This window comes from Vulcanococcus sp. (assembly GCF_044369115.1).
Classification (GTDB): domain Bacteria; phylum Cyanobacteriota; class Cyanobacteriia; order PCC-6307; family Cyanobiaceae; genus Vulcanococcus.
In genome coordinates this window covers 1-23389 of the sequence record NZ_JBIPMN010000011.1, presented here as the reverse complement: position 1 = coordinate 23389, position 23389 = coordinate 1, and the positions used below count along the sequence as shown (strand labels likewise).

Annotated in this window: 33 protein-coding genes; 16 read left to right on the top strand and 17 right to left on the bottom strand. The window is 64.3% G+C overall.

Annotated elements, in window-relative coordinates:
* Positions 1-187 precede the first annotated feature (187 nt).
* A complete protein-coding gene (locus ACIQ2E_RS01650; RefSeq protein WP_398325225.1) occupies positions 188-1075 on the bottom strand; it encodes a polyphosphate kinase 2 family protein in 888 nt (295 codons plus the stop codon).
* A 177-nt stretch (positions 1076-1252) separates the two neighbouring features.
* Here ACIQ2E_RS01650 and ACIQ2E_RS01645 point away from each other — a divergent pair, with 177 nt between their 5' ends.
* From ACIQ2E_RS01645 to ACIQ2E_RS01635, 3 genes are all read left to right on the top strand, one after another.
* Positions 1253-1762 carry a L,D-transpeptidase gene (locus tag ACIQ2E_RS01645; RefSeq protein WP_398325222.1) on the top strand — a complete coding sequence of 170 codons (510 nt, stop codon included), beginning with the start codon at positions 1253-1255 and terminating at the stop codon, positions 1760-1762.
* A gap of 202 nt (positions 1763-1964) precedes the next feature.
* Positions 1965-2612: an NAD(P)H-dependent oxidoreductase gene (locus ACIQ2E_RS01640; RefSeq protein WP_398325219.1), complete on the top strand. Its 648-nt coding sequence runs from the start codon at positions 1965-1967 to the stop codon at positions 2610-2612.
* 32 nt (positions 2613-2644) lie between these two features.
* On the top strand, positions 2645-2803 hold the full coding sequence (locus ACIQ2E_RS01635) for a hypothetical protein (protein ID WP_398325216.1): 159 nt from the start codon (positions 2645-2647) through the stop codon (positions 2801-2803).
* Between the two features lie 20 nt (positions 2804-2823).
* Here ACIQ2E_RS01635 and ACIQ2E_RS01630 read toward each other — a convergent pair whose 3' ends face one another.
* Both ACIQ2E_RS01630 and ACIQ2E_RS01625 read right to left on the bottom strand, forming a co-directional pair.
* Positions 2824-3870, bottom strand: coding sequence for a methyltransferase domain-containing protein (locus tag ACIQ2E_RS01630; RefSeq protein WP_398325213.1), 1047 nt, complete (start codon positions 3868-3870; stop codon positions 2824-2826).
* Between the two features lie 235 nt (positions 3871-4105).
* On the bottom strand, positions 4106-4570 hold the full coding sequence (locus ACIQ2E_RS01625; protein ID WP_398325210.1) for a hypothetical protein: 465 nt from the start codon (positions 4568-4570) through the stop codon (positions 4106-4108).
* Positions 4571-4635: 65 nt separating this feature from the next.
* On the opposite strand from ACIQ2E_RS01625, the gene ACIQ2E_RS01620 reads away from it, so the two are divergent.
* Positions 4636-5148 carry a phycocyanin subunit beta gene (locus ACIQ2E_RS01620; protein WP_398325207.1) on the top strand — a complete coding sequence of 171 codons (513 nt, stop codon included), beginning with the start codon at positions 4636-4638 and terminating at the stop codon, positions 5146-5148.
* Positions 5149-5169: 21 nt separating this feature from the next.
* Here the strand turns inward: ACIQ2E_RS01620 and ACIQ2E_RS01615 are convergent, their stop codons facing one another.
* Positions 5170-5562 (bottom strand): DCC1-like thiol-disulfide oxidoreductase family protein, encoded by a 393-nt coding sequence (locus tag ACIQ2E_RS01615; RefSeq protein ID WP_398325204.1) that lies wholly within the window; start codon positions 5560-5562, stop codon positions 5170-5172.
* Between the two features lie 32 nt (positions 5563-5594).
* Here ACIQ2E_RS01615 and ACIQ2E_RS01610 point away from each other — a divergent pair, with 32 nt between their 5' ends.
* The 3 genes from ACIQ2E_RS01610 to ACIQ2E_RS01600 all read left to right on the top strand — a co-directional run bounded on the left by ACIQ2E_RS01610 (position 5595) and on the right by ACIQ2E_RS01600 (position 7383).
* Positions 5595-6014, top strand: a complete 420-nt coding sequence (locus ACIQ2E_RS01610; protein ID WP_398325201.1) for a hypothetical protein — start codon at positions 5595-5597, stop codon at positions 6012-6014.
* The gene (locus tag ACIQ2E_RS01605) at positions 6011-6577 is read left to right on the top strand and encodes a pyridoxamine 5'-phosphate oxidase family protein (protein WP_398325198.1); all 567 of its coding nucleotides are present in this window, start codon (positions 6011-6013) and stop codon (positions 6575-6577) included. The genes ACIQ2E_RS01610 and ACIQ2E_RS01605 overlap by 4 nt, the downstream gene beginning before the upstream one ends.
* A gap of 65 nt (positions 6578-6642) precedes the next feature.
* Positions 6643-7383: a MauE/DoxX family redox-associated membrane protein gene (locus tag ACIQ2E_RS01600; protein ID WP_398325195.1), complete on the top strand. Its 741-nt coding sequence runs from the start codon at positions 6643-6645 to the stop codon at positions 7381-7383.
* 33 nt (positions 7384-7416) lie between these two features.
* Here ACIQ2E_RS01600 and ACIQ2E_RS01595 read toward each other — a convergent pair whose 3' ends face one another.
* Positions 7417-8121, bottom strand: coding sequence for a DUF305 domain-containing protein (locus ACIQ2E_RS01595; RefSeq protein ID WP_398325192.1), 705 nt, complete (start codon positions 8119-8121; stop codon positions 7417-7419).
* Positions 8122-8176: 55 nt separating this feature from the next.
* Here ACIQ2E_RS01595 and ACIQ2E_RS01590 point away from each other — a divergent pair, with 55 nt between their 5' ends.
* Complete coding sequence (locus ACIQ2E_RS01590) at positions 8177-8557, top strand: MerR family transcriptional regulator (RefSeq protein WP_398325189.1); 381 nt, start codon at positions 8177-8179, stop codon at positions 8555-8557.
* 17 nt (positions 8558-8574) lie between these two features.
* Here ACIQ2E_RS01590 and ACIQ2E_RS01585 read toward each other — a convergent pair whose 3' ends face one another.
* Both ACIQ2E_RS01585 and ACIQ2E_RS01580 read right to left on the bottom strand, forming a co-directional pair.
* Positions 8575-8967: a DUF1499 domain-containing protein gene (locus tag ACIQ2E_RS01585; RefSeq protein WP_398325186.1), complete on the bottom strand. Its 393-nt coding sequence runs from the start codon at positions 8965-8967 to the stop codon at positions 8575-8577.
* Positions 8964-9122 carry a hypothetical protein gene (locus tag ACIQ2E_RS01580; RefSeq protein ID WP_398325183.1) on the bottom strand — a complete coding sequence of 53 codons (159 nt, stop codon included), beginning with the start codon at positions 9120-9122 and terminating at the stop codon, positions 8964-8966. Before ACIQ2E_RS01580 ends, ACIQ2E_RS01585 begins: the two co-directional genes overlap by 4 nt.
* Positions 9123-9203: 81 nt before the next feature.
* Between ACIQ2E_RS01580 and ACIQ2E_RS01575 the strand changes: the two genes are divergently transcribed.
* From ACIQ2E_RS01575 to ACIQ2E_RS01565, 3 genes are read left to right on the top strand one after another with little or no spacing between them, the layout of a single operon-like run.
* Positions 9204-10154 (top strand): hypothetical protein, encoded by a 951-nt coding sequence (locus tag ACIQ2E_RS01575; protein WP_398325180.1) that lies wholly within the window; start codon positions 9204-9206, stop codon positions 10152-10154.
* Positions 10154-10831 (top strand): AhpC/TSA family protein, encoded by a 678-nt coding sequence (locus ACIQ2E_RS01570; RefSeq protein ID WP_398325177.1) that lies wholly within the window; start codon positions 10154-10156, stop codon positions 10829-10831. Before ACIQ2E_RS01575 ends, ACIQ2E_RS01570 begins: the two co-directional genes overlap by 1 nt.
* Positions 10832-10859: 28 nt before the next feature.
* Complete coding sequence (locus ACIQ2E_RS01565) at positions 10860-11075, top strand: Nif11-like leader peptide family natural product precursor (protein WP_296364617.1); 216 nt, start codon at positions 10860-10862, stop codon at positions 11073-11075.
* Here ACIQ2E_RS01565 and ACIQ2E_RS01560 read toward each other — a convergent pair.
* From ACIQ2E_RS01560 to ACIQ2E_RS01540, 5 genes are read right to left on the bottom strand one after another with little or no spacing between them, the layout of a single operon-like run.
* The gene (locus tag ACIQ2E_RS01560; RefSeq protein WP_398325174.1) at positions 11072-11464 is read right to left on the bottom strand and encodes a hypothetical protein; all 393 of its coding nucleotides are present in this window, start codon (positions 11462-11464) and stop codon (positions 11072-11074) included. The two genes, ACIQ2E_RS01565 and ACIQ2E_RS01560, sit on opposite strands and share 4 nt — an antisense overlap.
* Positions 11457-12260 carry a bifunctional hydroxymethylpyrimidine kinase/phosphomethylpyrimidine kinase gene (thiD, locus tag ACIQ2E_RS01555; RefSeq protein WP_398325171.1) on the bottom strand — a complete coding sequence of 268 codons (804 nt, stop codon included), beginning with the start codon at positions 12258-12260 and terminating at the stop codon, positions 11457-11459. The genes ACIQ2E_RS01560 and thiD overlap by 8 nt, the downstream gene beginning before the upstream one ends.
* The gene (locus ACIQ2E_RS01550; RefSeq protein ID WP_398325168.1) at positions 12223-12492 is read right to left on the bottom strand and encodes a hypothetical protein; all 270 of its coding nucleotides are present in this window, start codon (positions 12490-12492) and stop codon (positions 12223-12225) included. The genes thiD and ACIQ2E_RS01550 overlap by 38 nt, the downstream gene beginning before the upstream one ends.
* A 7-nt stretch (positions 12493-12499) precedes the next feature.
* A complete protein-coding gene (locus ACIQ2E_RS01545; protein WP_398325165.1) occupies positions 12500-13024 on the bottom strand; it encodes a hypothetical protein in 525 nt (174 codons plus the stop codon).
* A complete protein-coding gene (locus ACIQ2E_RS01540; protein ID WP_398325162.1) occupies positions 13021-13671 on the bottom strand; it encodes a class I SAM-dependent methyltransferase in 651 nt (216 codons plus the stop codon). Before ACIQ2E_RS01540 ends, ACIQ2E_RS01545 begins: the two co-directional genes overlap by 4 nt.
* A gap of 82 nt (positions 13672-13753) precedes the next feature.
* Between ACIQ2E_RS01540 and ACIQ2E_RS01535 the strand changes: the two genes are divergently transcribed.
* Both ACIQ2E_RS01535 and ACIQ2E_RS01530 read left to right on the top strand, forming a co-directional pair.
* Entirely contained in the window at positions 13754-14185 is a 432-nt protein-coding gene (locus tag ACIQ2E_RS01535; RefSeq protein ID WP_398325159.1) for a hypothetical protein, read from the top strand.
* The gene (locus ACIQ2E_RS01530) at positions 14175-15371 is read left to right on the top strand and encodes an NAD(P)-binding protein (RefSeq protein ID WP_398325156.1); all 1197 of its coding nucleotides are present in this window, start codon (positions 14175-14177) and stop codon (positions 15369-15371) included. The genes ACIQ2E_RS01535 and ACIQ2E_RS01530 overlap by 11 nt, the downstream gene beginning before the upstream one ends.
* On the opposite strand, the gene ACIQ2E_RS01525 is transcribed toward ACIQ2E_RS01530, so the two are convergent.
* Genes ACIQ2E_RS01525 through ACIQ2E_RS01515 form a run of 3 tightly spaced genes read right to left on the bottom strand, consistent with a single transcriptional unit; the run spans position 15368 to position 18425 of the window.
* Positions 15368-16882, bottom strand: a complete 1515-nt coding sequence (locus tag ACIQ2E_RS01525; protein ID WP_398325153.1) for a phytoene desaturase family protein — start codon at positions 16880-16882, stop codon at positions 15368-15370. The two genes, ACIQ2E_RS01530 and ACIQ2E_RS01525, sit on opposite strands and share 4 nt — an antisense overlap.
* A 55-nt stretch (positions 16883-16937) precedes the next feature.
* Positions 16938-17582 carry a methyltransferase domain-containing protein gene (locus tag ACIQ2E_RS01520; protein WP_398325150.1) on the bottom strand — a complete coding sequence of 215 codons (645 nt, stop codon included), beginning with the start codon at positions 17580-17582 and terminating at the stop codon, positions 16938-16940.
* A 9-nt stretch (positions 17583-17591) separates the two neighbouring features.
* A complete protein-coding gene (locus tag ACIQ2E_RS01515) occupies positions 17592-18425 on the bottom strand; it encodes an ion channel (protein WP_010310042.1) in 834 nt (277 codons plus the stop codon).
* A gap of 195 nt (positions 18426-18620) precedes the next feature.
* Between ACIQ2E_RS01515 and ACIQ2E_RS01510 the strand changes: the two genes are divergently transcribed.
* Positions 18621-20696, top strand: a complete 2076-nt coding sequence (locus ACIQ2E_RS01510; protein ID WP_398325147.1) for a 4Fe-4S binding protein — start codon at positions 18621-18623, stop codon at positions 20694-20696.
* Between the two features lie 4 nt (positions 20697-20700).
* Here ACIQ2E_RS01510 and ACIQ2E_RS01505 read toward each other — a convergent pair whose 3' ends face one another.
* Positions 20701-21327 carry a pentapeptide repeat-containing protein gene (locus ACIQ2E_RS01505; RefSeq protein ID WP_398325144.1) on the bottom strand — a complete coding sequence of 209 codons (627 nt, stop codon included), beginning with the start codon at positions 21325-21327 and terminating at the stop codon, positions 20701-20703.
* Positions 21327-21632 (bottom strand): ArsR/SmtB family transcription factor, encoded by a 306-nt coding sequence (locus ACIQ2E_RS01500; RefSeq protein WP_398325141.1) that lies wholly within the window; start codon positions 21630-21632, stop codon positions 21327-21329. The genes ACIQ2E_RS01505 and ACIQ2E_RS01500 overlap by 1 nt, the downstream gene beginning before the upstream one ends.
* 125 nt (positions 21633-21757) lie before the next feature.
* On the opposite strand from ACIQ2E_RS01500, the gene ACIQ2E_RS01495 reads away from it, so the two are divergent.
* On the top strand, positions 21758-22210 hold the full coding sequence (locus ACIQ2E_RS01495; protein ID WP_398325138.1) for a hypothetical protein: 453 nt from the start codon (positions 21758-21760) through the stop codon (positions 22208-22210).
* Positions 22210-23214 (top strand): magnesium-protoporphyrin IX monomethyl ester (oxidative) cyclase, encoded by a 1005-nt coding sequence (gene acsF, locus ACIQ2E_RS01490; protein ID WP_398325135.1) that lies wholly within the window; start codon positions 22210-22212, stop codon positions 23212-23214. The genes ACIQ2E_RS01495 and acsF overlap by 1 nt, the downstream gene beginning before the upstream one ends.
* The last annotated feature ends 175 nt before the right edge of the window (positions 23215-23389 follow it).

The window sequence follows — 23389 nt, the reverse complement described above, 5'->3', positions numbered from 1 at the left end:
ATGATCAACAGGCTTGTAGCCGTGGCCACACGGATCACATGGCGAGACTGACTGCGCGGCAGCGACCCGCTTAGATCAAGAAATGGACCCAGAGCTGGAATGTTGTTGGCCACGGCAAACAACCCCAGCAGGTAATGCTGAAAGGTGTTGGGCATCATGTGCGCCAGCAGGCTCTGATCCACAGCCATCACTCTTCGAGCAGCTGCCGGTGGGCTCCGGCCAGGTCGCGGCGAGCGGCTTCGCTCACCGTGGGATAAGCCAGGTTGAGCGATTCAAGCGTGTCGATCACGGCATCAGCCACCACGAGGCGCGTGAACCATTTGTGATCCGCCGGCACCACATACCAGGGAGAGACCTCCGTTGCGGTATGGCAAATCATCTGCTCGTAGGCCTCCAAATAGGCATCCCAATGGGCACGCTCGCGAATATCAGCCGCTGAGAACTTCCAGTTTTTCTCGGGGTTTTCCAGCCGCTCCAGGAATCGCCGCTTCTGCTCCTGCTTCGACACGTGCAGGAAAAACTTGCGCACCACCACGCCATTGCGGCCCAGATAGTCCTCGTAGTGGCGGATGTCGCGAAAGCGGTGCTGCCAGATGTCGTGCCCCACCAGCTCTTCGGGGATGGTCTGCCGTGCCAGCAGCTCCGGGTGAACGCGCACCACCAGCGTTTCCTCGTAGTAGCTGCGGTTGAAGATGCCAATCCGCCCCCGCTCCGGCAGGCACTGATTGGCACGCCAGAGGTAGTCGTGATCCAGATCGATGGCGGAGGGCGCCTTGAAGGAGCTCACCTGGCAGCCCTGGGGGTTCACCCCACTCATCACATGTTTAATCGTGCCGTCCTTACCGGCGGCATCCATGGCCTGAAACACCAGCAGCAGGGCCCAGCGATCCTGGGCGTAGAGCTTGTCTTGCAGCGCGGCCATCCGCTCCACCCCCTCAGCCAGCGCGGCTTGCGCCGCTTGCTTATCGCTGATCCGAGCGTGATTGGTGCTGCAGGGGTCAATCGTATTGAGCCGAAAGCCATCACCACTGCTGATGCGGTAGTGATGACTGAGGCGGTGCTGATGATCAGACACAGGCCTGGATCTGCTGCTCACAAGCTGGCCATGGGCGAAGGCGATGTCAGCAACGGCGCTACAAACAGTGGAAACCCGTGGGGAGCGGCGCGGGTGCCAACTGCACAACCGGATTTGGGTTCGCCGGCGGAAAACAATCACGCCTAGTTGTCGTCAGCTCTGCGCTGCTGAAGCTGGATGGCCCTACCGATGCTGCTTGCAGCCACCGCCCTTGAGGTGGGGCTCGCCTCACCAGCAACGGAGCTGCAGCCCAAGCCGCTGCTCACCCTCGAGCGCACCACCCGCCGGCTGCCGCGCACCGGTGATCCGGTGTGGGATCTGCGTCTGCAGATTCCCGGCGAACCCGACCGCCACTTCGATGCCGTGAGCGGCCGGGCTGACCGGCAGAGCGCCAATCGCGATCGCATGGGCAGCGAAGCTCCGCTGCCCATGGGCCGCTATCGCCTGGGTGCCATCGAAGCGCTGGGCCGCCAAGACCCCAAAGAGCTTGGCCCGATCTGGATCGGCATTGAACCGGAGTTCAGCACCGGTCGGCGCGTGCTGGGGATTCACCTCGACCCCAGCGCTGGCCTCAACTGGAACAGCGGCACAGCCGGCTGCATTGGTCTGGTGCGCTCCAGCGACATGCGCCTGCTGGCCGATCTGGTGCGCCGCAGCGGGGCCGACACGCTGCTGGTGGCGCAGTAACGCCTCTGTTGCTAAGGATGGAGTACCGCCGAGGTGACAGCGCGGCCACCAGCGCTCCACTGCTCCAAGCCGGCGGCAATGGGCACCTCACTGAGATGCACCATTCCTCACACCCCCCGCCCCGGCGCAAGCCGGGGCTTTTCGCTGGGGCCATCCGTGAAAGCGGAGAATGCGCTGAATTCCGCCTTCGGCTTGACTCCGGATGTTCGCCAGCTCCGACACCCTTCTGAATGCGCTGCAGTGGCGCTACGCCACCAAGGCTTTTGATGCAGCGCGCAAGATCGATGCCTCCACCTGGGCCAGCCTTGAGCAAGCCCTGGTGCTCACAGCCTCCAGCTACGGCCTGCAGCCCTGGAAGTTTCTGGTGATCACCGATCCGGCGATCCGCGCTGAGCTGCGGCCCCACTCCTGGAACCAGAGCCAGATCACCGATTGCTCCCATCTGGTCGTGCTGCTGAAGAAGCGCACGATCACCGCAGCGGATGCCGACCTTCTGATCCACACGATCGCCACAACGCGCGGCATCGAAACCAGCGTGCTGGATGGCTACCGCCAGATGATCCAGGTGGATCTGATCGATGGCCCCCGCAGCCAGATCATTGGCCAATGGGCTGCCAACCAGGTGTACATCGCCCTGGGCAACCTGCTTACCAGTGCCGCCCTGCTCGGGGTCGACACCTGCGCCATCGAAGGCTTCAGCCCCGCGGACTACGACCGCATCCTTGGCCTGGAATCAGACGACTACCAGAGCTGCGTGGTGTGCGCCTGCGGCTACCGCAGCACAGGCGACAAGTACGCCAGCCTCGCCAAGGTGCGCTACTTGGCCAACGATCTGATCGAGCACCACTGATCACCCCACCAACGCCCACACGCACGGCTCTGATGGCAAAAACCACCAAACCCAAGCAAGCCAAACAGGCGGCGCAACCGATGAGCGCCATCCGCAAAGGGCTCACCATCAAGCTGCAGATCGCCGCCGGTGTGTTTGTGCCGATGTTGGCGTTGGGCCTCTGGCTCAACAGCAAGGGGTTCTTCGGCTAAAGGCTCCTGCGAAATCAGCCTCAGCAGCAAGTTGCAGCGGCTGAGGCTGATGTGGTGAGCGTGCGATCAAACGGAATCGCGCTGCCGCAGCCTTCAAACAGGCCGTAATGGCGATCAAAATCGCCGATGAAGCTGAAGTGCGGCGCAAAGCGCGTGTGCTGCAGCATGCGGAACGTGTTGCCGCACACCGGAAACACCTTGCCGGCTTCGATGCTGTGGTGTTTGTCGAACTCCAGGCGGGTTGCAAGCTCCGGGATCGAGCCGCGGTAGATCACGGCCTGGCCATGGTCTTCACAGGCATCTTCCAATTCAGGAATGTTGAACAGGCGATAGGTGGCGGAGAAGAAACGTGCCTCACCTACCAGCGCGGCCAGGTCGGGCTCAGTGATCTCCAAGGGTCGATCGCTCACCAAGCGGGGATCGGCGAAACCAGCCGTGCGGGCCAGGCGCAGGAAGTCGTTCCAGTAGAGCGCCCCGCCGAGGCACTCGCCATAGAGCACCGGATGGCGCTGAACGGCCTCCGGTAGACGCCGATCCACATACACATCGGAGAAATAGAACTCCCCGCCGGACTTCAGCAGCCGCTGCGCTCCCCGCAGCACCGCCGGCTTATCAGTGGAGAGATTGAGCACACAATTGCTCACGATCACATCGAAGCTGCCGGGCTCCAGATCCAGCTCCTCCAGCCGCTCGATCTGCCCCTCAAGGAAATGCACATTGGCGAATCCAAATTGCTCGGCATGGAACGCCTGATGCTCACGGGCCACCGCCAATTGCTCAGCGGTCATGTCGACGCCCACCACCTCACCACGCTCACCCACAAGCTGCGCCAGCAGGTACACATCGCGGCCGCTACCGCTGCCGAGATCGAGAATGCGGCATCCCTCGAGCAGTGGCGGACACACCAGGCCGCAGCCGTAGTAGCGGCTGCTCACCTCGGGATGCACCCGAGCCAGCAACGGTTTGAGCCAGGCGGGCAACGCATCGGCATCACAGCAGGCACTTGTTTTGAGGTCGGCACTGCTCTGCAGCTCCTGGCCGTAGTAGGCCTGCACCAGCTCCTGCATTGATTGTGGGGCGTTTCGTTGCTCTGCACGAACCGTAGGCAAGGGCCCCGGGGGCGGTGAGGGTGTGCTGTGCCATGAGCGCAGTGAGGCCTTGACAGACAGGGGGGCTACTTGTGTGGCGGTGGTCTGCTGTGTGGCTGAGGGATGTTGTGCTGGCGGTGTCCGGGTCGGGATATCCATGGATATCCGGCGGTGGACAGGTGCAGCCATAGAGCTCGATGCCGGCCAGCACGTTTCAGCCGGGCTCGCGCTCACGCTCCATCGAGGGACCAAAGGAGCGGCCGCCAGCTGCCGGCTGCAACACCCCCGGCAGGGACGCATCCGGCGCCAGCCAGGCCGGCAGGCGCTCCCCTGCTTGCAGCACCGGCAACGGCGCAGGCCCCACCCAGCCCGAGGGGCGGCTTGGGGGAAGGGCGTAGCGCACAGTGATCGTGTCGCCAGCGCGAAGGCGGGCAGCAGGCGGCTGCCGCGTCACCATCAGCACCTGAGCCTGAACACGCACCTGCTCGGTCTCCGTGCCGGCCTCCATGCGATGCACGCTGCGCACGAGTAGCTCGAGCACATAAGGGGCCTGACGCTGCTCCTGGCCGTAAACCCAGGGGGGCAACTCAGCGCGGACCGTGGGGGCCCAGCCAAGGCTGAGCAGCGAGAGGGCGAGGGAGCCCAGGGCCGGTTGCAGCGGCAGGCGCGACGCGTTCATCCCCACACGCTCGCGGCACACGTAGGGCGATCCTTAGATTCATCAACCTGTGAACACAGTTCTTCATGTTCGACGCCTTCACCAAGGTTGTTGCACAGGCTGATGCCCGTGGCGAATTCCTGAACGCTGGTCAGATTGATGCCCTCGCCGCCATGGTGGCCGAGAGCAACAAGCGCATGGATTCGGTGAACCGCATCACCTCCAACGCGTCCAAGATCGTCACCAACGCTGCTCGCGAACTGTTCGACCAGCAGCCCGCTCTGATCGCCCCCGGCGGTAACGCTTACACCCACCGCCGCATGGCTGCCTGCCTGCGCGACATGGAGATCGTTCTCCGCTACATCACCTATGCCGTGTTCACCGGCGACGCTTCCGTGCTGGAAGACCGCTGCCTGAACGGCCTGCGTGAGACCTACCTGGGCGTTCCTGGCGCTTCCGTGGCTGAAGGCATCCGCAAGATGAAGGACGCCGCCATCTCGATCGCCAACGATCGCAACGGCATCACCCCCGGCGACTGCTCCGCTCTGATGAGCGAGATCGGCACCTACTTCGATCGCGCTGCTGCTGCTGTTGCCTGAGGCAACGCTGAAGCTGATCCCCTAGGCCTGCCGGAGCCCCGCTCGATCGGGGTCTTCCGGCAGGCCTTTCACGTGCAAGGCCATCCGCCGGGCCCAAAGCAGCAAGGGATAGAGCTGCCGGGCCCGTGGCGGTGCAGCAAACACGTGTCGCAACAAAGCCAACAGCGGATCGCTGGGCTTGAGGCGCCGGCAAAGCTCGGCGATTGCGGCGGATCCATGCCACGCCTGATCCCCCTCAAGCAGCACCGCACCACGGGCCAGATCCAGACCCCTCGCGCTGAGTTGAACACGCAGGGGGTGATCGGAGCGACCATCACGGATCTCCAGATCGGGCAGCCCACCCACCAGCTCGCTGCTCAGAGCGAAATGGCGGCAGAACAGGCAGCCACCGTCGTACACGAGCACCAACGTCATTGCGCCATCCTGGCGATCAACGCCGCCTCGTTGTGAACAACCGCCTCGTTGTGAACAGCCGCCCGTTCCGCTGGCTTCTCTCCCTGTTGATCAGCGTGGTGCTGACGCTGTGGTGGTGGATTCACCCTGCGCCCAGCTTGGCCGCCGTGGGCAGCGCCCAAGATCCGGCGCCAGCGCACTTCCTGTGCGGGGGCGACCCCCTGATTGCTGAGGTGTACGTCGGTGCCGTGGATGCACCTGGCATTCCCAACACCGCAGGTGGCACTGTGCCTGGCGCGTTCATGGTGCTGCAGTGGCGCGGCGTCAACCTGCAGCTGCCCCGCACCAACAACGCCGGCACCCCCAGCTACAGCGACGGCCGCTGGTGGTGGCAGGCCCTCGATCCCCAACACCCTGACTTTGCTCAACGGCGTGGCGACTGGGAGAACTACAGCTGTGACGCGCAGCCATGAACGAGAACCTGCCTCCCTGGCGGCCGTTGCTGCGCGGTGCCCGCCAGCGGGAAGGGCGCTCCCCTCAAGCGCGCTGGCTGCAGCTGGCCACCTTGGGGTGTGATGGCGCGCCACGGGTGCGCACGCTCGTGTTCCGCGGTTGGGGCGGACCTGCGCTGCTGGATCTCCTCACCGATCGCCGCAGCAGTAAGGCCAGCGAATTGCAGCAGGAGCCGCGGGTGGAGCTGTGCTGGCTATTGCCGAAAGCCCGCTCGCAGTTTCGGCTGCGCGGCCATCGCCTGGCGCTGCCGCCGGAGCTGGATCTGGAAGCCCGCCAGCAGCATTGGCAGCAACTCAACCCCGGAGCCCGTGCCCTCTGGGGTTGGCCAGAACCTGGTGCACCGTTGGACCGGGAAGCAGCCTTCCCATCGGAACTCGCCGATGACACGGCCCTGCCCAGCTGCTTTGAGCTGATGCGCATCGAGGTGCAGGCCGTGGAGCTGCTGGAGCTCACGGGCTATCCACACCAACGGCGGCGCTGGCGCGCCGATCAACACTGGGCCGAGGAGCGGCTGAACCCCTGAACTGCAGCGCCAGGGATCCGACCTTGACTCTCCAGTAACTGGAGTAGTCACACTGAAGCCATACCATGCCTGCCTGGGCTGTGACCGCAACACCCACCCTTCGTGCTGTTCGGCTCTACCGGATGGACCTTCCGGAGCACCCCTGCCCATGGGGCTTACGCGCTAAGGGATTACTCGAGCAGCAGCACATTCCCTTTGACGACCATCGCCTCACCAGCACGAAGGCGGTCGAGGCCTTCAAAACAGCCCATGGCGTGGCCACCACGCCGCAGGTGTTTGCCGGCGATGAGCGGATCGGTGGCTACAGCGAGCTCGCCGCGCGGCTGGGGGTTCGAGCGGAATCCGCCAAGGTGTCGTATGCGCCGGTGGTGGCTGTGTTCATCACCGCCGGCTTGATGGCATTCGTGCTGGATGCAGGGATCAGCGGCTTGATGGGGATCGCCATCATCCTTTTGGCGATGCTCAAGCTGATGGATGTGGACGCATTCGCCACCAGCTTCCGCAACTACGACCTGCTCAGCCAGCACTGGCGTCGCTGGGCGCATCTGTATCCAGGCATCGAACTACTGGTGGGGCTTGGCGTGCTGCAACAACCCGAGGCCACCGGTGCCGCCCAACTGGTGGGAGCAGTGGCCCTGGTGCTCGGTGCGATGGGGATGGTGTCAGTGGGGAAAGCGGTGTTTGTGGATCACCTCGCGCTGAACTGCGCCTGTGTGGGCGGCAACTCCAAAACGCCGTTGGGCGTGGTGAGCTTCGCCGAAAACCTGTTGATGACTGGGATGGGCGTGGTGATGCTCGCCGGCTAATGAGCGACCACAAAGCCCAGTAGCAGGCGTTGATCAGAGCGTGAACAAAGCATCGAACTGGTAATACTCCGGTTTGTCGAGTCCGTCGTGCTTGAGCATGCGGCGCAGCTCAAGGATTTCTCGGCGTTGCGCCACGATGATCTGGCGGGCCAGACGCCGGATTGTGGGATTGCTGCTCTTGCTCAGAGCATCGTGCGCCATCACCAAGGCGCCACCGTGGTGGGCAATCATGCCCTCCAAAAACCACGTCACCCGGTTCTCGCGGGTGGGCATGGAGCCCATCATCTGCATGGCCTTGATCTGAACGGTGCTCATGCGCGTGAGATCAGCCATCGCATCGGGATTACCGTCCGACTTAAGGACGACGGGATAAACAGGGGCATCGGGATACCAGGCTTTGCGCCACTGCCCCATCGCCTTGATCTCCTGAGCCTGATCGCGCCAGATCTTCTTACCCAGGGATCCCACCCCCGGCACACCGATATCAAACACAAATTCGCTCATGCGCAGGGCACCCGTGTGGTGCTGCACCATTCCATCGAGCCAGCGCAGGTCGTAAGTGCTGCCGGCGGGGCCGACGTCGTGGCTGTGGGCGCTGTGATCGGCCTGGGGTGAACTGGTGGTGGGCGCCTCCAGCATCGGGTGATGGTGGTGGTGCTGATGATGATCAGCCTGCTGAGCCCGAGCTGCCAGGGCGAGAAGGCTGATCACCGCTAGGCAGGCCAGGGCGCGGCGCATGGGCACAGAAGAGAACGCCTTCCTACGATGAGCTCTCCCCTTACAGGAGAGTCAAGTGGTAGCGGCAGAGCTCCTCAAAATCGGGGATGTGGCGGCCCGCTCCGGCCTCACAGTGAAAACCATCCGCTTCTACTGCGATGAGGGTCTGATCCATCCGGCCCGCCGCAGCGACGGTCGCTTTCGCTTGTTTAGCCCTGATGTGTTCGAGGAGCTCACGTTCATCCGCACCCTGCGGGCTATGGAGATCCCCCTTCCAGACGTGATGAAAATTCTCGAGTCGCGGCGCTCCGGAGTCTGCACCTGCACGTCGTTGCAGAGCACGATCCGCAGCAAGGCCGGTGAAATCGAACAGAAAATCAGCGCACTGCGCGCCATGCACATTGCGCTGATGGACTTACTCAACCACTGGCAAGACTGCGGCGGCCAGAAACCCTGAGCGCCAAGCCGGTGCCGTCAGGGAAGCTGCTGATGCAGTGCTGCCAGCCGCTGCGCATTCACGCCCAGATCGGAATCCCCCAACCGCGACACCGATCGCGCCTGCAGCACACCACCAGAGGGATCGGCGTAGAGCTCTAGATCATCTACAAAACCGAACAGGGCACTCGTGGCGGTGGCATGGAGGTAGCCATCGCCCTGCTCCAGCACCTCCATGCGCGGCGTGGCCTTGATCACCGGCACCAGCGCCGCCAGGGCTGCCGCGGGATCAGCCACCGACCAATCGGCTCGGGCGCAGTGTGCAGGGCTGGGGCAGGGCGAGAGGGCGCCGTTGTGCACGCCCAGATCCGCGGGCACAGGCCCTACCAGATGGAACAGGGCCAGGGTCAGGGTGAGCAGCAAGTGGGTCATGGCTGGGCGGGGGCTGTGGGGGCAGGGGCAGAAGCAGGTGCCGAGCCGGGAGCGATCGACTCCTCCATGCCCAGATCAATTTCGCCAATCCAGAGCACCAAGCCGGCGATGCAGGCGATGGCGGCCAGAAGCAGCAGCCAATGACGGCGATCCATCCAAGGGAACCCAACGACAACAGTGGGGCATTGCAGCTCAACGTCGCCATCCTGATCCCAGGTGCTGCTGCGTTTCCAGAGATGGCCTTCCACGCACTTGAGTCACTCCCACCCGCGGCCATCACGGCACTGGCTCAGGCCTGCGAGGCCCTGGTGAGTGCCGAAGGCCAGATCTCCCCCAGCGCGCAGGAGCGCGAGCAGCTGCAGGAGATCTTTCCCGCTCTGGTGGGCACGGCCTGGCCCGCCGATGTAATGCCGCAACTGCCAGTGGGACTGTCGGGCCTCATCACACAACAACGCCAGCGCCAGGAGGTGATGCAGCTGTTTACCCTGCTGGCCTTTCTGGAGCCTCAGCTGGAAGCCCAGAAGATGGACGTGTTCAGGCGCCTGGCGGATGATCTAGGGATTGAAGCCGGTGTGGTGGAGGATCTCGAGCAGGTGTGCCGCGGCCATGTGCTCAAGGCCTTTGGAGATCTCTACCGGCGCAGCTTCCACGACCTCAACAACGACGGGATGGTGAAGGGCTTCAGCCGCTTCATCCTGCCGATGCTGGGAATCGGCATCGATACAACCAATCAGGCCCGCTACGAAGCCCTGCCCGCCTCATCCCCTGGCAGCTTGGGAGCCGCGCTGAACACGTACTACCAACACAACGGCTTTCCCTACCCCGGCAGTCGCAAAGGACTTCCTTACGACTACGTGGCCCTGCATGACGTGCATCACGTGATTGGGGGCTATGCCACTGACCCCGATGGTGAACTCCAGGTGCTGGCCTTCACCATGGGCCTCTTCCCCGAACACGCCTTGCTGATCGCCATCCCACCGCTGATGCAGTTCCAGGTGGGCATTGCCGATCCCCTCGCTGGCACTGTGGCGCCGAAACTCAAAGACCAGCTCCGCGCCCCCGCCTTTGCTGCTGCCCTAGAGCGCGGCTCCAACGTGGTGGGGCCAATCAAAGACATCCATTGGGAGTTCTGGACCTGGATCGATCGGCCGCTCGAGGATGTGCGCCGCGATCTCAACGTGCGCTGATGCAAGCCCCAGCCCCTCTGCTGCAACGCCTGCAAGCAACAGCCGGCATGCAAGGCGGGCGTCGGCTGGTGCTGCTGCTCACCCAGCTTGGCGACTTCGACTCGATGGAGTACGCCCAGGCCCTGGCACCAGAGCTGCCGAAGCTGGAAGCCGCTGGCATCCACACCCTGGCAATTGCCATTGGCGACGCCGCCGGAGCCGAACGCTTCTGCCGCCACACCGGGTTTCCCCGCACCGCCTTGGAGGTGGATGCCGAGCCCACGCTCCATCGAGAGCTGGGGCTCTACGAAGGCCTGAAAACCCCTGGCGGCCCATGGCCCGGGTTGCTGTTGATGTGTGCCGGCATCGGCTCGCCAGGCACCTTGGCTGAGGTGCTGCGCGGCTACACCGGTGATCGCAAGGCCCCGCAGCGCATCGACAGCCCGCTGTTCCGCTTCGCTGGTGGAGAGGGGTTCCAGCGGCCGTTTGAACTCGCCAGCGTGCGGCTGCGCAACATGACGGAGGTGCTGGGCAACTGGGGCACCTACGTGCCCCGCAACGACTTCATCACCCAACGCGGCGGCACCTTCCTGATCGATGCCGACGACAACCTCCTCTACAGCCACCGGGATCCAGGCATCCTCGGTTTCTCCGCCACGATGAACCGGCCCCTCAGCTTCCTCGACCCCTTCCTGTGAAACTGGAGCCCCAGCAGCGGCCGGCGCCATGTCTCTCGATCAACTGAAGGCGTTCCTGGCCAAGATGCAGGCCGATGAGAGCCTCAAGAGGCAGGTACTCGCTGCGGCCACAGCCGACGACGTTGCTCAAATCGCACTGAAGCTTGGCTTTGAGTTCTCAGGCGATGAACTGCTGAGGGCTTCAGGCAAAAAATTCGACCGGGTGACGGTTCGCAAAAACGACATCCCGGGCGAATACAACTAATCCAACCGTTCGTATGCCAAGGGCTGACGCGGCTCCAGCTTGAGGCTCCAGATCCCCCCACTCGCCTGACCTTTGAGGTCTTGCAGCAAGGCCTTGGTGTCGCCGGTATTCAGCCAACGGGCCTTCATCGCCGGCAGTGCATCCTGCAGAGCTTCGATGGGAACGGCGACCAGCAACAGGCTGTGATCGCCGCCAGCTCGGCTGAGGGCTCCTTGGTCGCTGCGTTGCCACACCCGAAGCATGAGTTCGAGCGCCTGTTGGTGCCCCACTTCACCAGGATCGGCATCGGCTGCCAGGGGTTCTCGCAGCGATTTGCCTTGCAGCGGCATCGCCCGCTCGCCGTTCTGCTCCAGCAGGGCCAGCGCGATCAGATAAGGAGCGTCAGCCATCGGACTCAAGCAACGGATGCCAATGACACAGTGGACCCTGGCCAGCCCCAATGGCTAGCCCAAAGCGCAGGCCACGTTCGACAAAGCGCTTGGCTTGCTCAACGGCCTCCAGCAGCGGCAAGCCCTTGGCCCGCAACGCCGTGATCGCTGCCCCCAGGGTGCAACCACTGCCGTGGCTGTGGGTGGTTGCCACCGGTTGATGCCGCAACCACTGGCCGGAGGCCTGGCGCTGCAGCAGGTAATCGCTACCGCGCAACGCTGGGATGCCGCCGCCTTTGATCAGCACCGCTTGAGGCCCCAGCTCCAACAGGGCTGCGGCCGCCCGTTCTACATCGCTTGCGCTCTCCACCGGCAACCCGCTCAGCAGCTGCGCTTCATGGATGTTGGGTGTGATCAGCTCCGCCAACGGCAGGAGCTGCTGCTGGTAAGCCTCAATCGCATCGGCTTCCAGCAGCACCGAACCCGCCCGCGACACCATCACCGGATCAATCAGCCGCGGAATGGCCAGTGGGCGCAATGCGGCAGCCGTGGCCTCGATCAGTGCTCGGTTGAGCAACATCCCGGTTTTCAGCGCCGCCACCGGCAGATCGCTCAACACGGCCTCGATCTGGGCTGTCAGGCCGTCGGGGGGCAGGGCATCAACACGGTTCACACCGCAGGTGTTCTGCGCCGTGACGCAGGTGATGGCGCTGCAGCCATGCACCTGCAAGGCCAGGAAGGTTTTCAGATCGGCCTGGATGCCGGCACCACCGCCGGAATCACTGCCACCGATCGAGAGAGCGATCGCTGGAACCATGGGGTGTGAAGGGCAACCGTGATCCTGGATCCAGGGCCGCCAGTGCCGCCGCGGCCATCACTAGGCCCAGGAGCCACCAACGCCAAGCCCCCCGCCCAGACCTGAGCGGCAGGATGCCTTTTCCGCCCTGCTTCACGCCCTGCAGAGGGGTACCGCAACGGCCGCACACCATGCGCCCCCCCAGGCTGCGATCGGCCCGAACGGACCAGCTGCCGCAACGCGGACAGGCCATGGCGAGTTCAGGGCGCGGTTGCGTTCATGTTGGCAACGGCGGCCGCGTCATCGGCGAGTCGCCATAGGGCAAGGCCACCGCCGCGCCCCCGCGCCGCCAACCAACCCGAGGGATCCCGGTGGATCAAGGCGAAGAAGGGCATGCGCTGCGGAGCAGGGGCGGGCAAGGTGCGCTCCACGATGCGCCATCCCCCCAGGCTGAGCTGCAGCTGCTCAAAGCTGAACAGCAGCAGGGGCCGTTTGCCCTCCAGCCGGCCGCGACCGCGGAAGCGCAGCTCCACCGCCCCCAGATTCACGGCATTGCTCAGCAGCAGCCCCTCTGGATCGACGCCGATCTCCAGCCGAGCGGACAGCCCGCGCAACAGCCAACCACTGAAGGCTGAAGCGCGCTGCTGCCCCTTCGGCCACACCAGCTGCAGTTGCCAGCAGCCCTGCAGCGCATCAGGCTGCACACCACTGCCTGAGCGGCGCGCCTGTTGCTCCAGTTGAAGCAGCTCTCGGGCGCTGACCTCTGGCGATGCGGATGCGCTCATTGCGGCTTGGTGGCGATCACGGAAAAGAACGGATCCCCCTTGCCGCCCACCAACCCCTTCAAGCCCATGGCGCGGGTTTCTTCCGCCACGAACTCGGGTTTGAGCCATCCCTGGGCCATCAACACCTCGGCCACATAGGTGAGGTGATCACGGTCGCTGCCATCCGCCCAGATCTGCGGGGCTTTGGTGAAAAACATCCGATTGGAAAACGACACCATCACCTGCCCGCCGGGACGGGTGATGCGCAGCAGTTCAGCCGCCACTGCCTCGGGGTACTGCAGGTATTGCCAACCGGCCACGATCAGCACGGCGTCGACGCTGTCTGCCTTGAGCGGAATCTCCTGATTGAGGTTGAGGTTCTGCAGCCAATAGCTATCGAGCCGCTTATTCGCCGCCAGCTCCTTCTCATTGAGGCCGTGGCCGATCACGCGCTCGTAGATCCCGTCGTCCGGCAGGTGCGACACCCAGCTCGACATCAGGTCGAGCACCACAGCCCGGACCGGGATGCGGTCGCGATAGAGCTGGGTGAGCCGGGCGCGAAAGGCATCGTCGAGATGCTGCACGAACCGGGGTTCGGCATAGAACAGCTGGTCATCGCTGCTGTCCCATTTGCGGCGCTGCGCCTCCGTGAGCACCTGAACCGCCACAACCACCGCACGACTGGCCCGCGACGCTAACGGTGCCAGGGCTGGTCTGAGCGATCACACTGCAGGCAGACGCTTGATCGCCATGGCCCGCTTGGTGTCTGCCATCCGATGCGGCATCGCAGCTGCAGGCGCGCTCGCTCTGGCGTCACGACTGCCGGCCCAGGCCAACCCGATTGATTGCAGCCAGGCCTTCAGCACGGTGGAGCTTTCGGTGTGCACCCGCGCCAATCTGGAACGCAAGGACGTGCAGCTCAAGCAGGCGATGCAAGCCGTGGCCCGCGATGCTGCCGAGATGCCCGGCGGCACCTTCCTCCCGATCTGGACCGACAGCCTCACGGGCTTCTTCAACACCACAACCGACCCCTTGAAGCAATTCGAGGCGTTCAAGGCCGCCCGCGCGACCGCCTGCGTGTACATGAACTCCCTGGCGCTGCAAGGCACCGGCTTCGGCATCTTTGTGGCCAACTGCGAGATCAAGCTCACCGACGTGTTGCTGGAAAAACTTGGCAACTGAGTCGCCCAACGTGGATCTGGCTGTGATCGGCGCCGGAGTCGGGGGTTGCGCCCTGGCGGCGGCCCTGCGCCGGCGGGGTTGGCGCGGATCCATGGCGCTGCTGGAGATCGGCCGCGGCCCCGGCGGGCGCACCGCCACCAGGCGCTCACGCTCCGATCGGCAACTGGCGCTCAACCATGGCGCCCCCCTGTTCAACATCACCGCATCCCCAGAGCCTCAGCTACTGGAACCCTTACGGCGCGGGGGCTGGATCAGCCGCTTCCAAGGTGCCATCGGCAGCCTGGATGAACACGGCCAGCTCGGCGCCGCCATCGCCAACGATCCGCTCTGCAGCGGAACGCTCTGGCAGGGCTCACCGCAGATGGAGCACGTTTGCCGCGGCCTGCTGAACCTGGCCCAAGAGGCCGCGCCCACCCCACTGATCAGCGGCACCTTGGTGCGCCACCTCGAGGCGACGTCGAACGGCTGGACGCTCCGGGGCCAACAGGGCGAAACCCTCCTGCACTGCAGCTGGTTGGTTGTGAGCGGAACCCTGCTGGCTCACCCCCGCTGCCAAACGGTGTTCGGCTGGGATGACGTGCCGCTGCAGGTGGCGGCCGAACAGAGCGGTGACCCACAGCTGCAGCAGGCCTGGGCCGCCTTGGCCGCGATGCCCTCCCAGGCCAGCAGCAACCTGCTGCTCAGCCTGCCGGCCAATCAGGCTGGAGCCTGGCGGCAGCAACCATGGCGGCTGCTGCAGTTCAACGGTGCAGCCCAGGAGCGATGGGGGATCCGGCGGGTGTCGCTGCAGGCCATGGCGGCGGAGCGCTGGGGTGTGGTGGTCGAATCCAGCGCAGCCTTTGCGGCGGATCATCAGAGTGTGTATGGATCGCGGTCTTCAGCGGCGCAACTGCTGGGGGCCACACCGAAGGCTCAAGCCGAAGCCGATGTGATGGATGCCCTCGATCGCGCGCTGCAACAAGCCCTCGGCCTCAGCACGGCTGGAGCCGATCGGCAACTCATGCGCTGGGGTGCCGCCTTTCCCCACGGGCCAGGGCTTGCGCCGGAACTCAGCCTCTGCCCCACCAGCCGCATTGGCTTCTGCGGTGATGCGATCGCCGGTCTTGGCTTCGGCCGGGTGGAGGGGGCACTGCGCAGCGCAGAAACGCTGGCGGATCATCTGGGACCGTTCCTGGGTGCAACTTAGAGCCCCAGCTCCTGGATCAGGGCCTTCTGCTTCGCCAGGGGCACAAAACTGTGGGCCGCCATCGCCCCGCTCACAGCCACCGGCGGTACGCCAATCCCAGGGAACACGCCGGCCCCGCAGAGCTGTAGGCCCTCGACCGGCGTGCTGCCACCCGGGAATGGCGAGCGATCGGCACCGATGGCAGGGCCATAGCTGCCTTGATGCACCCGCAAATAACGTCGATGCGTGTGAGGCGTGCCCTGCAGTTCCAGCACGATCCGATCCGCCAGATCGGGCACCAGCTGGCTGAACACCTCCTTGAACAGGCCACAACGCTCCGCCTTGAGCGCCTCATAGGCGCTGCTGCCGGGCTCGAGATCCTTCCACAGCTCCCAGGGCTCATTGGCCGGGCTGTAGGCATGCAGCAGATGATGCCCCACCGGCGCCAGCGCAGGATCCAGGAGCGATGGCATCGAGAACACCAGCATGTTGCGTTCGGCGCCAATGCCGCGCTGCCAGTCGCCCACCCAAACGTGATGGATCGGCAGTTCGTTGAGCCTATCGCCGCGCAGGCCCACATGCCAGTGCAGGAAGCTGGCGCACGCCGGGGTGGCCGCGGTCTGGCGGCGCCAGCGGCGCGGCACCCCCTCCTCGGGCAGCAGGCCCAGGGTGTCCCAGGGGCTGGCATTGCTCACCACACCCAGGCGGGCATCGAGCTGCTCGCCGTTCTCCAGCTCCACGCCGACGGCGCGGTTGCCATCGAGGCGGATCTGTTTCACCGCGGCGCGGCAGCGGAGCTCACCGCCATGGCGCTGCAAGCCCCGCACCAACGCCTCCGCCACCGCAGCGCTGCCACCGATGGGGTAGTCGAGGCTGGCGTTCGGCTCAAACCACTCGCCGAACAGGGTGGCCATGGCGGCGGCACTGGTCTGATCCATCGGCAGACCCGAGATCAGGAAGCAGAGCATCTCCACCCAATGGAGCAGGAACGGATCCTTGAGCTGCCGCCGCGCCATCGGGCCGAATGCACCCCCCAGAGCCGCCAACCGCGGTGCCTGCCGCAGCAGGGTGGCCGATCCGCGCGCTCCGAGCACTCCTGCCATGCCCAGCCCCGGCCGCATCGCCAGCAAAGGCAGCGAGGCGGCGGCGCGGCAGTAGGGCTCCAGCCAACGCATGAAGGCCCGCCACTCGGCCACCGCCGCCGGACCACGCAACTGCTGCAGTGCCTCGAGGAACGGCTCAGCCCCTACGCCGATCCGCAGGTTCCCCTCCGGCAGCAGCAGTCCCCACTCCTGATAAGGCACCACCGGCACCGATTCCCCCACGGCCCGCAGCACCTGGGCCAGCGGGTTGGCGGAAGGCCAACGGCCTAGGCCGCTCCATAGCGACGGTCCGGATTCGAACTGAAAGCCGCGCCGCTCAAAGCCGTGGGCGGCGCCGCCTGGCCGGTCGTGGGCCTCGAGCACCAGCACCTCCAAGCCATGGCGGGCGGCTAGGGCTCCGCAGCACAGCCCTCCCAGGCCGCTGCCCATAACGATCAGATCTGGGGTCTGCTGGGAAGCCAGAGCAGCTTGTTGACGCTGCCCTTCAGTGTGCAACCCGGCGCCAGAGGCCAACCCATTCGTGATCGCGAGGTTGGTTGTCAGGACCCGGTGCGGAATTGGTGGCGGGGAACCAGAGTTCCTTGCTGAAACCAGCCGCCGTGAAGTCGGCCACCAGTTGGTCGGCATCGCTGCCGTAGGGCGGTCCGCCTGGGCGTCCATGGCACCAGAAGAGGCCCAGCAGCCAGCCCTGGGCCTTGATCAGCCGCGCCACGCTTTGGCGGTAGGCCGGCCGCAGGTGGGGATCAATGGCGCAGTAACAGGTGTGCTCCAGCACCCCATCGCAGCTGGCTGGGCCCAACCCTGCCGCTTCCAAGGCGCCCCCATCCAACAGATCCGCCTGGAGCCAGCGCAGGCGAGCGGGCTGCTCCCCATGCAGACGAAGCGCTTCCGCAATCGCCTCGGCACTGAAATCCAACCCCACCACGGCAAAGCCCAAGGCAGCCAGGAACGCGGCTTCATGGCCGCGGCCGCAGCCCGGCACCAGCACCTGGGCGGGGGGCTTCGGCGCCTGCGCATGCTCCGAGAAGAACAGTTGCAGGGGAGGCGCCGGTGAGCCCAGCTCCCAGCGATCGCTGCACTCGCGGTAGCGCTGATCCCACCAGGAACCGGTGTCGGGGGAGTGGGTCATGACAACAACTCAATCGACAGGGCAGAGGCGGGTGCGATCAAACAGCGACCAATCGATGCGGGTTTCGCCCTGGTGTTGCTCCAGCATGTCGACAAAGCAGCGGCCGAATGCGATCTGCTCCACAGGCCAGCTTGCTCGGGCATGCACCGGACGCTCGAGAGTTTCATCGATGCCGGAGAAGGCCACCACCAGCTCGGCATTGAGCTCCCGCAACTGATCCGGGCCCATTCCATGCAGCGGACTGCTGGCATCGATGCGGTGCATGGCCGTCCAGATCAACAAAAACGCAATGCCCTGATCACGCTCCAGAGCCAAGGGCTTCAGGCGGCGCATGCGATGCCCCTCAACGCTCACCTCATCCACCGAGAGGAACACCCGCAGGCGAGCCTCCAGCAAGCCGTTGCGGCGCTCATTAGCCAAGCGAAACGCCAACGTTGGCGAGCCGTTGTAGCTGTGAATCACGGCCAGATGGGAGAAGCGAATCCGCGCCGTACTGCGGGAAAACCGCGCGAAGGCCAACCCGGTGGTGAGGGCAATGAACAGCAACCCACTCAGGGATTCCGCTGTCACCACGAGATGGGCATACAGGCTCACCGGGTGCAGAACGCCGTAGCCGATGGAGCCGAGGGTTTGCACACTGAAGAAGAAGGCCTCCGCGAAGCTGACGACCTCTCCTGTTGCACCACCAATCCCGCCAGGATCCAGCGAGTACAGCCCCGCAAACAGCAGGTTGATCGCGAGGTAAACCAGCGCTACCGAGGCCAGAAAGGCCGGCCAAGACATGGCCAGCGCCAAGAGGTAAGGCTCACGCCAATGCCGCAGCCAGCCACCGCGACGATCCATCGAAACCAAGAGGCCGGATCGTCGTCGCAACCTTTGGACCGATCGATCGAGCGGTGGTGGTTTCATGCGAGCCAACACCCAGGAGCAAACGCCATGGGGCCTTTCTGCATCGTATTGAGAACCGCGCAAGCCACAGAGGCGCGATGCGCTGATGGAGCAGCCGAACCAGACTGAATTCAGCCGCTCTGCAGGCGCTTGCCCAACGTTTCCCCGGAGTTGCTGAAGCTGGCTCCCCTTTTGGTAGGGCGGGTGCGACGCGGCATTGTGGGCAGCAGCCGTTATGCCCGTTCGTTGCGCGACGCCGTGCGCCAGGTCGCGCACGAAAACGATGGGCGCCCCGTGCTGATCACGGGTGAACCCGGCCTCGAAAAAGACAACCTGGCCGCCCTGATTCACTTCGGCTCATCGGCGCGGAAACAACTGATGGTCCGCCTCGATGGGGCACTGCTCAAGCCAGACGGCAGTGATCTGTTCGGCACTGGTGGGGTCTTGGAACTGCTGGGGGCGGGCTCCCTGCTCATCGACCAGCTGGAGCATGTGCCCGAGGCTCTCATGCCTCGCCTAGTGCAGTTAGCCAAGGACAGAACTTGGGGTGAAGGCAGGAAGCACCGTTGCGAGGCGCGGTTGTTTTTCACCACCGAAACCGCGCAGCCAGAGTTTGATTCGTTTTGCACCACGATCCGCGTTCCGCCCCTGCGCGTCCGCCGTGGTGATCTGGGGGAATGGTTGCGCTACGGGATCCGGCAACAGAGCCGCAAGATGGGCTGGAGCACACCGCCGGATGTACCGGATTCGGTGATCAAACGACTCCAGAACTACGACTTTCCGAACAATCTGCGCGAACTGGAAGAGCTGATCCATCGCGCGCTGCAACAGGCACGGTGTCAAAACCAAGAGTCGTTTCCAGATCTGCTTCCTGAAGACGTGTTCTGGACGCCGGCTCGGCAACAGCGCTATCGCTTTGACATCTGGCGCTGGAAGCCTTATCTGCGGGGCCTGATGCGGGCGCCATGGCTGTGGAACAGCTTGCTGTTTGGCCTGGTGAGCTGGGTGTTTGTGCTGGTGAATGTGTGGCTGTGGATGGGACCTCAAGACCGCAGCCATAACGGCGCCCTCAACCTGTTTTGGGCCTGGTGGTGGCCCTTGATCCTGCTGAGCTTCCCCTTGGTAGGGCGACTGTGGTGCTCCATCTGCCCCTTCATGGTTTGGGGGGAGATTGCTCAGCGCCTCTCCCGTGCCCTGGGACATCAGCCTGGCCGCTGGCCCAGAGGCGAGTCCGACACCTGGGCATCGCCTGTGCTGGCGGGCGGATTTGCCCTGATCCTGGTGTGGGAGGAAGTGTGGAATCTGGGTAATACAGCCTGGCTGAGCAGTTGCCTACTGCTGCTGATTACAGCCGGTGCCGTTCTCGGATCACTTCGCTACGAGAAGCGGTTCTGGTGCCGCTATCTATGCCCAGTTGGGGGAATGAATGGTCTGTTTGCCAAACTATCGATTCTCGAATTGCGCGCTCAGGTGGGTACCTGCAGCGGCAGTTGCAGTAGCTATGCCTGCTTCAAAGGCGGCCCCGCCGATGGAGAAGGCCTGCGCACCAACGGCTGCCCACTAGGGACGCACCCCGCCCATTTGAATGACAACCGCAATTGCGTGCTTTGCCTCACCTGCGCTCAGGCCTGCCCGCACCGCTCCGTTCAGCTCTCCTTGCGGCCTCCCGCAGCGGATATCCAACGCACGATGGACATTCCACCGGGTGAACCCGCCTTACTCCTGGTCCTCGCCGGTGATCTCAGCTTGCATCACTGGCAGCGCCTGCTGGGCTGGCTCCCGGCTGCCCAGGCCAGCCTCAGCGAGGGCCATCTCCTGCCAGGGCTGGCGGTGGCCAGCTTGGCGCTGGCACTCCCGTCGGGACTGTTTGGGTTAGCCCGGTTGGTTGTGCCCAAACAACGCTTGCTGCAGGGGCTTTATGGCTTGCTACCGCTGGTGTGGGCCTTGCTCCTGGCGCGCCATCTGCCCCTGGGCATGGGCGAAGCCGGGATGCTGTTGCCAGTGTCGGCATCAGCCTGGGCGCCGGAATGGAGCACGGCGCTGCCCGCCTGGAGCGCCGACCCTCACGTGATCGCTTTCTGCCAAAGCGCTGTGCTGCTCGTGGGCTGGCTTGGCGCCGTGGTTCTGTTGCGGCGTCAGTTTGCAACCCAGCGCGCGAGCTGGCTCGGATCCTCAGGCCTGGCACTCGCCCTGGCCATGGTTGGTCGATGGCTGGTGGCGATCTAGGCGCTCAGTCGATCAGCGCACCGTCCATCTGGGCATCCTGCAATTGGGTATCGCGTAGATCGCAATCGCGCAGGTCGGCTCCCCGAAGATCACAACCGCGCAGATTCGCCCCGTAGAGGCAGCTGCCTTTCAAGATGGCTGCGTGCAGGTTGGCCCCCTGAAGCAACGCAAAACTGAGATCGGCTCCCGAAAAATCCGCATACCCGAGATCGGTGAGTTGATCCTGGCCTGAACGGAAATCAGCTTCCACGAGCCGGGCACTGCGCCAGACACTCCTCGCCGCCACAACGCCACGCAGACAGCAGCGATGCATCAGTGCATAACTGAAATTGGCCCCTTGAAGACGTGATCCCGACAGATCGGCTTCATGCCAATAGGACGACGGCGCATCCAGCTCCGAAAGATCGGCACCCCAGATCAAGGCCTGCTGAAAGCAACAGCGATGGGCCTGCGCTCCTCGCAACGTGGCGTGGCCGAAACGTGCTTCTTTGAAGCAGCTGCCATCCAGGTTGCATCCTGACAAGTCGAGGTCGAGACCATCGATCTCGCCAAGCCTCAGCGAGCGGAGATCCTTCTGGCCAGCCGCCAACGCCGCTCGCAACTGGGCAAGGTCACTGGGCCGGGGCTCCATCAGAGGATCGCGGCCAGGGCATCCAATTGCTGACGGCGGGAGGCGAGCAGGAGCTTCTCTGCCTGGGCGATCAGCTTGAACACGGCCTTGTCGTTCACCTCGTAAAACACCAGCGACCCCTCCGGCCGGCGCTGCACCACACCAGCGATGGTGAGCAGCTTGAGGTGCTTCGACACCAGGGCCTGACTGAGCCCGGTTTTCTCCACCACAGCGGTGACATTGAGCGGACCGCCGCGCAGCGCTTCCAACACCGCCAGACGGTTGGGCTCAGAAAACACCTTGAAGTATTCGGCGAGGTGCTCCATGGCCCCACGAGCGACGCAATACAAATATAGCGCGTTCCAGCATACAAGGGATCACACTGTTGCGGAATCTGCAGAATCACGATGCCGTTATATGCTGAATCCGCTTTGCTTCGGAGAATTGCTCCATGGCTGTGCTGCTCGCTGATCCCGTCTACGCCAAGCCCTGGCTATGGCCGCGGCGATGGGTGGATCAAGAGCCTTTACTCGAACGTCAGCACGACGAGCTTGAGGCCTACCTGGCTGAACTGCTCTGGCTCCATGGCCCCATGCAGCCTGCCTGGACCGCGGCTGAAGCGTTGGCGATTGAGCGTGGTTGCCGGCGGCTGATCTGGGATTTACGCCTGCACCTGCGCCTGGAAGAGCGCTGGCTTTCAGCGCAGGGCTGCCTCTGCCCAGGACACCGAGGCGTGCATCTGCAAGCCATCGAAGCCGCCAAAGCCGCTCTGCTCGAGACCTCCGGCGATCGCCAGGCACGCCTGCGCTGGTTGCTCGAGCTGCAGAGATGGTTCACCAACCACCGCCACGGCCCCGATGCCACGGCCTACGCCATCGCCCGCTCCAACGCTTCCGCCCGCTGATGACTGCCACCTCTGCCACCCCCGCACCGCACCTGAGCGAAGACCTGCTCACGCCGCGCTTCTACACCACCGAAATCGCCAAAGCGGCCCGCACGGATCTCGAGGCGGAGCGCCCCGCTTTTGAGGCGATGCTCAATGAAATGGAGGCCGACTACAACCGCGACCACTTCGACCGCAAGGCCCCCCTGGATCGCCTGCGCGACCTCGACCCCGAGCAGAAAGAAGCCTATGAGAGCTATCTGGTGCGCTCCTGCGTGTCGGAGTTTTCAGGATTCCTGCTCTTCAAAGAACTCTCACGCCAGCTCAAGCTCGCCAAACGGCCTGAGCTCAGCCGCCTGTTCAACCTGATGGCGCGCGATGAAGCTCGCCACGCGGGCTTTCTGAATCGAGCCCTCGTGGCCGAGGGCATTGTGATCGATTTGCCAGCCCTCAGTGGAAAACGGCCGGTGACCTGGTTCCCGTTGAATTGGGTGCTCTATTCGGTGTATCTCTCCGAAAAGATCGGCTACTGGCGCTACATCCTGATCGATCGCCATCTCAAGGCCAACCCTGAGAACGCCTTCGCGCCGCTGTTTGACTTCTTCGAGCCCTGGTGTCAGGACGAGAACCGCCATGGCGACATCTTCAACATGCTGATCCGCTGCTGGCCTGGCCTCAATAGCGGGCTGCGCGGCCGGTTGCTCAGCCGCTTCTTCCTCTGGAGCGTGTTTCTCACCCACAGCCTCACGGTGTGTGAGCGCGGCAACTTCTATCGCCTGCTCGGCATGGATCCCGACCGTTTTGATGCGGAGGTGATGCGCCAGACCAACCGCACCGCCCGCCGCGCCTTTCCGGTGGTGTTTCAGCTCACTCCCACCTACTTCGAACTCCGCGATCGGCTGGTGGACACCTTCCGCAGGATCAAAGCCAGCCAGGGGCACCCCCTACAGCAGCTGGGACTGAAGCTGCGCTTCGCCAGCCTGCTGCTGCGCCAGTTCCTGCAACCGATGGAGGTGGCGGCATGACGACCGCCCGGAGCATGCCGCCGCTGAGGAGCGGCATCAGCGTGAGCCCCCGCCGCCAGCGGCGCCGCTGGGGCACCACCGTGTTCATGGTGATGATTCACGCCCTCGCCCTGGTGGCGTTGTTGCCCCGCTTCTGGAGCTGGGAGGCGATCGGCACGCTGTTGGTACTCTATTG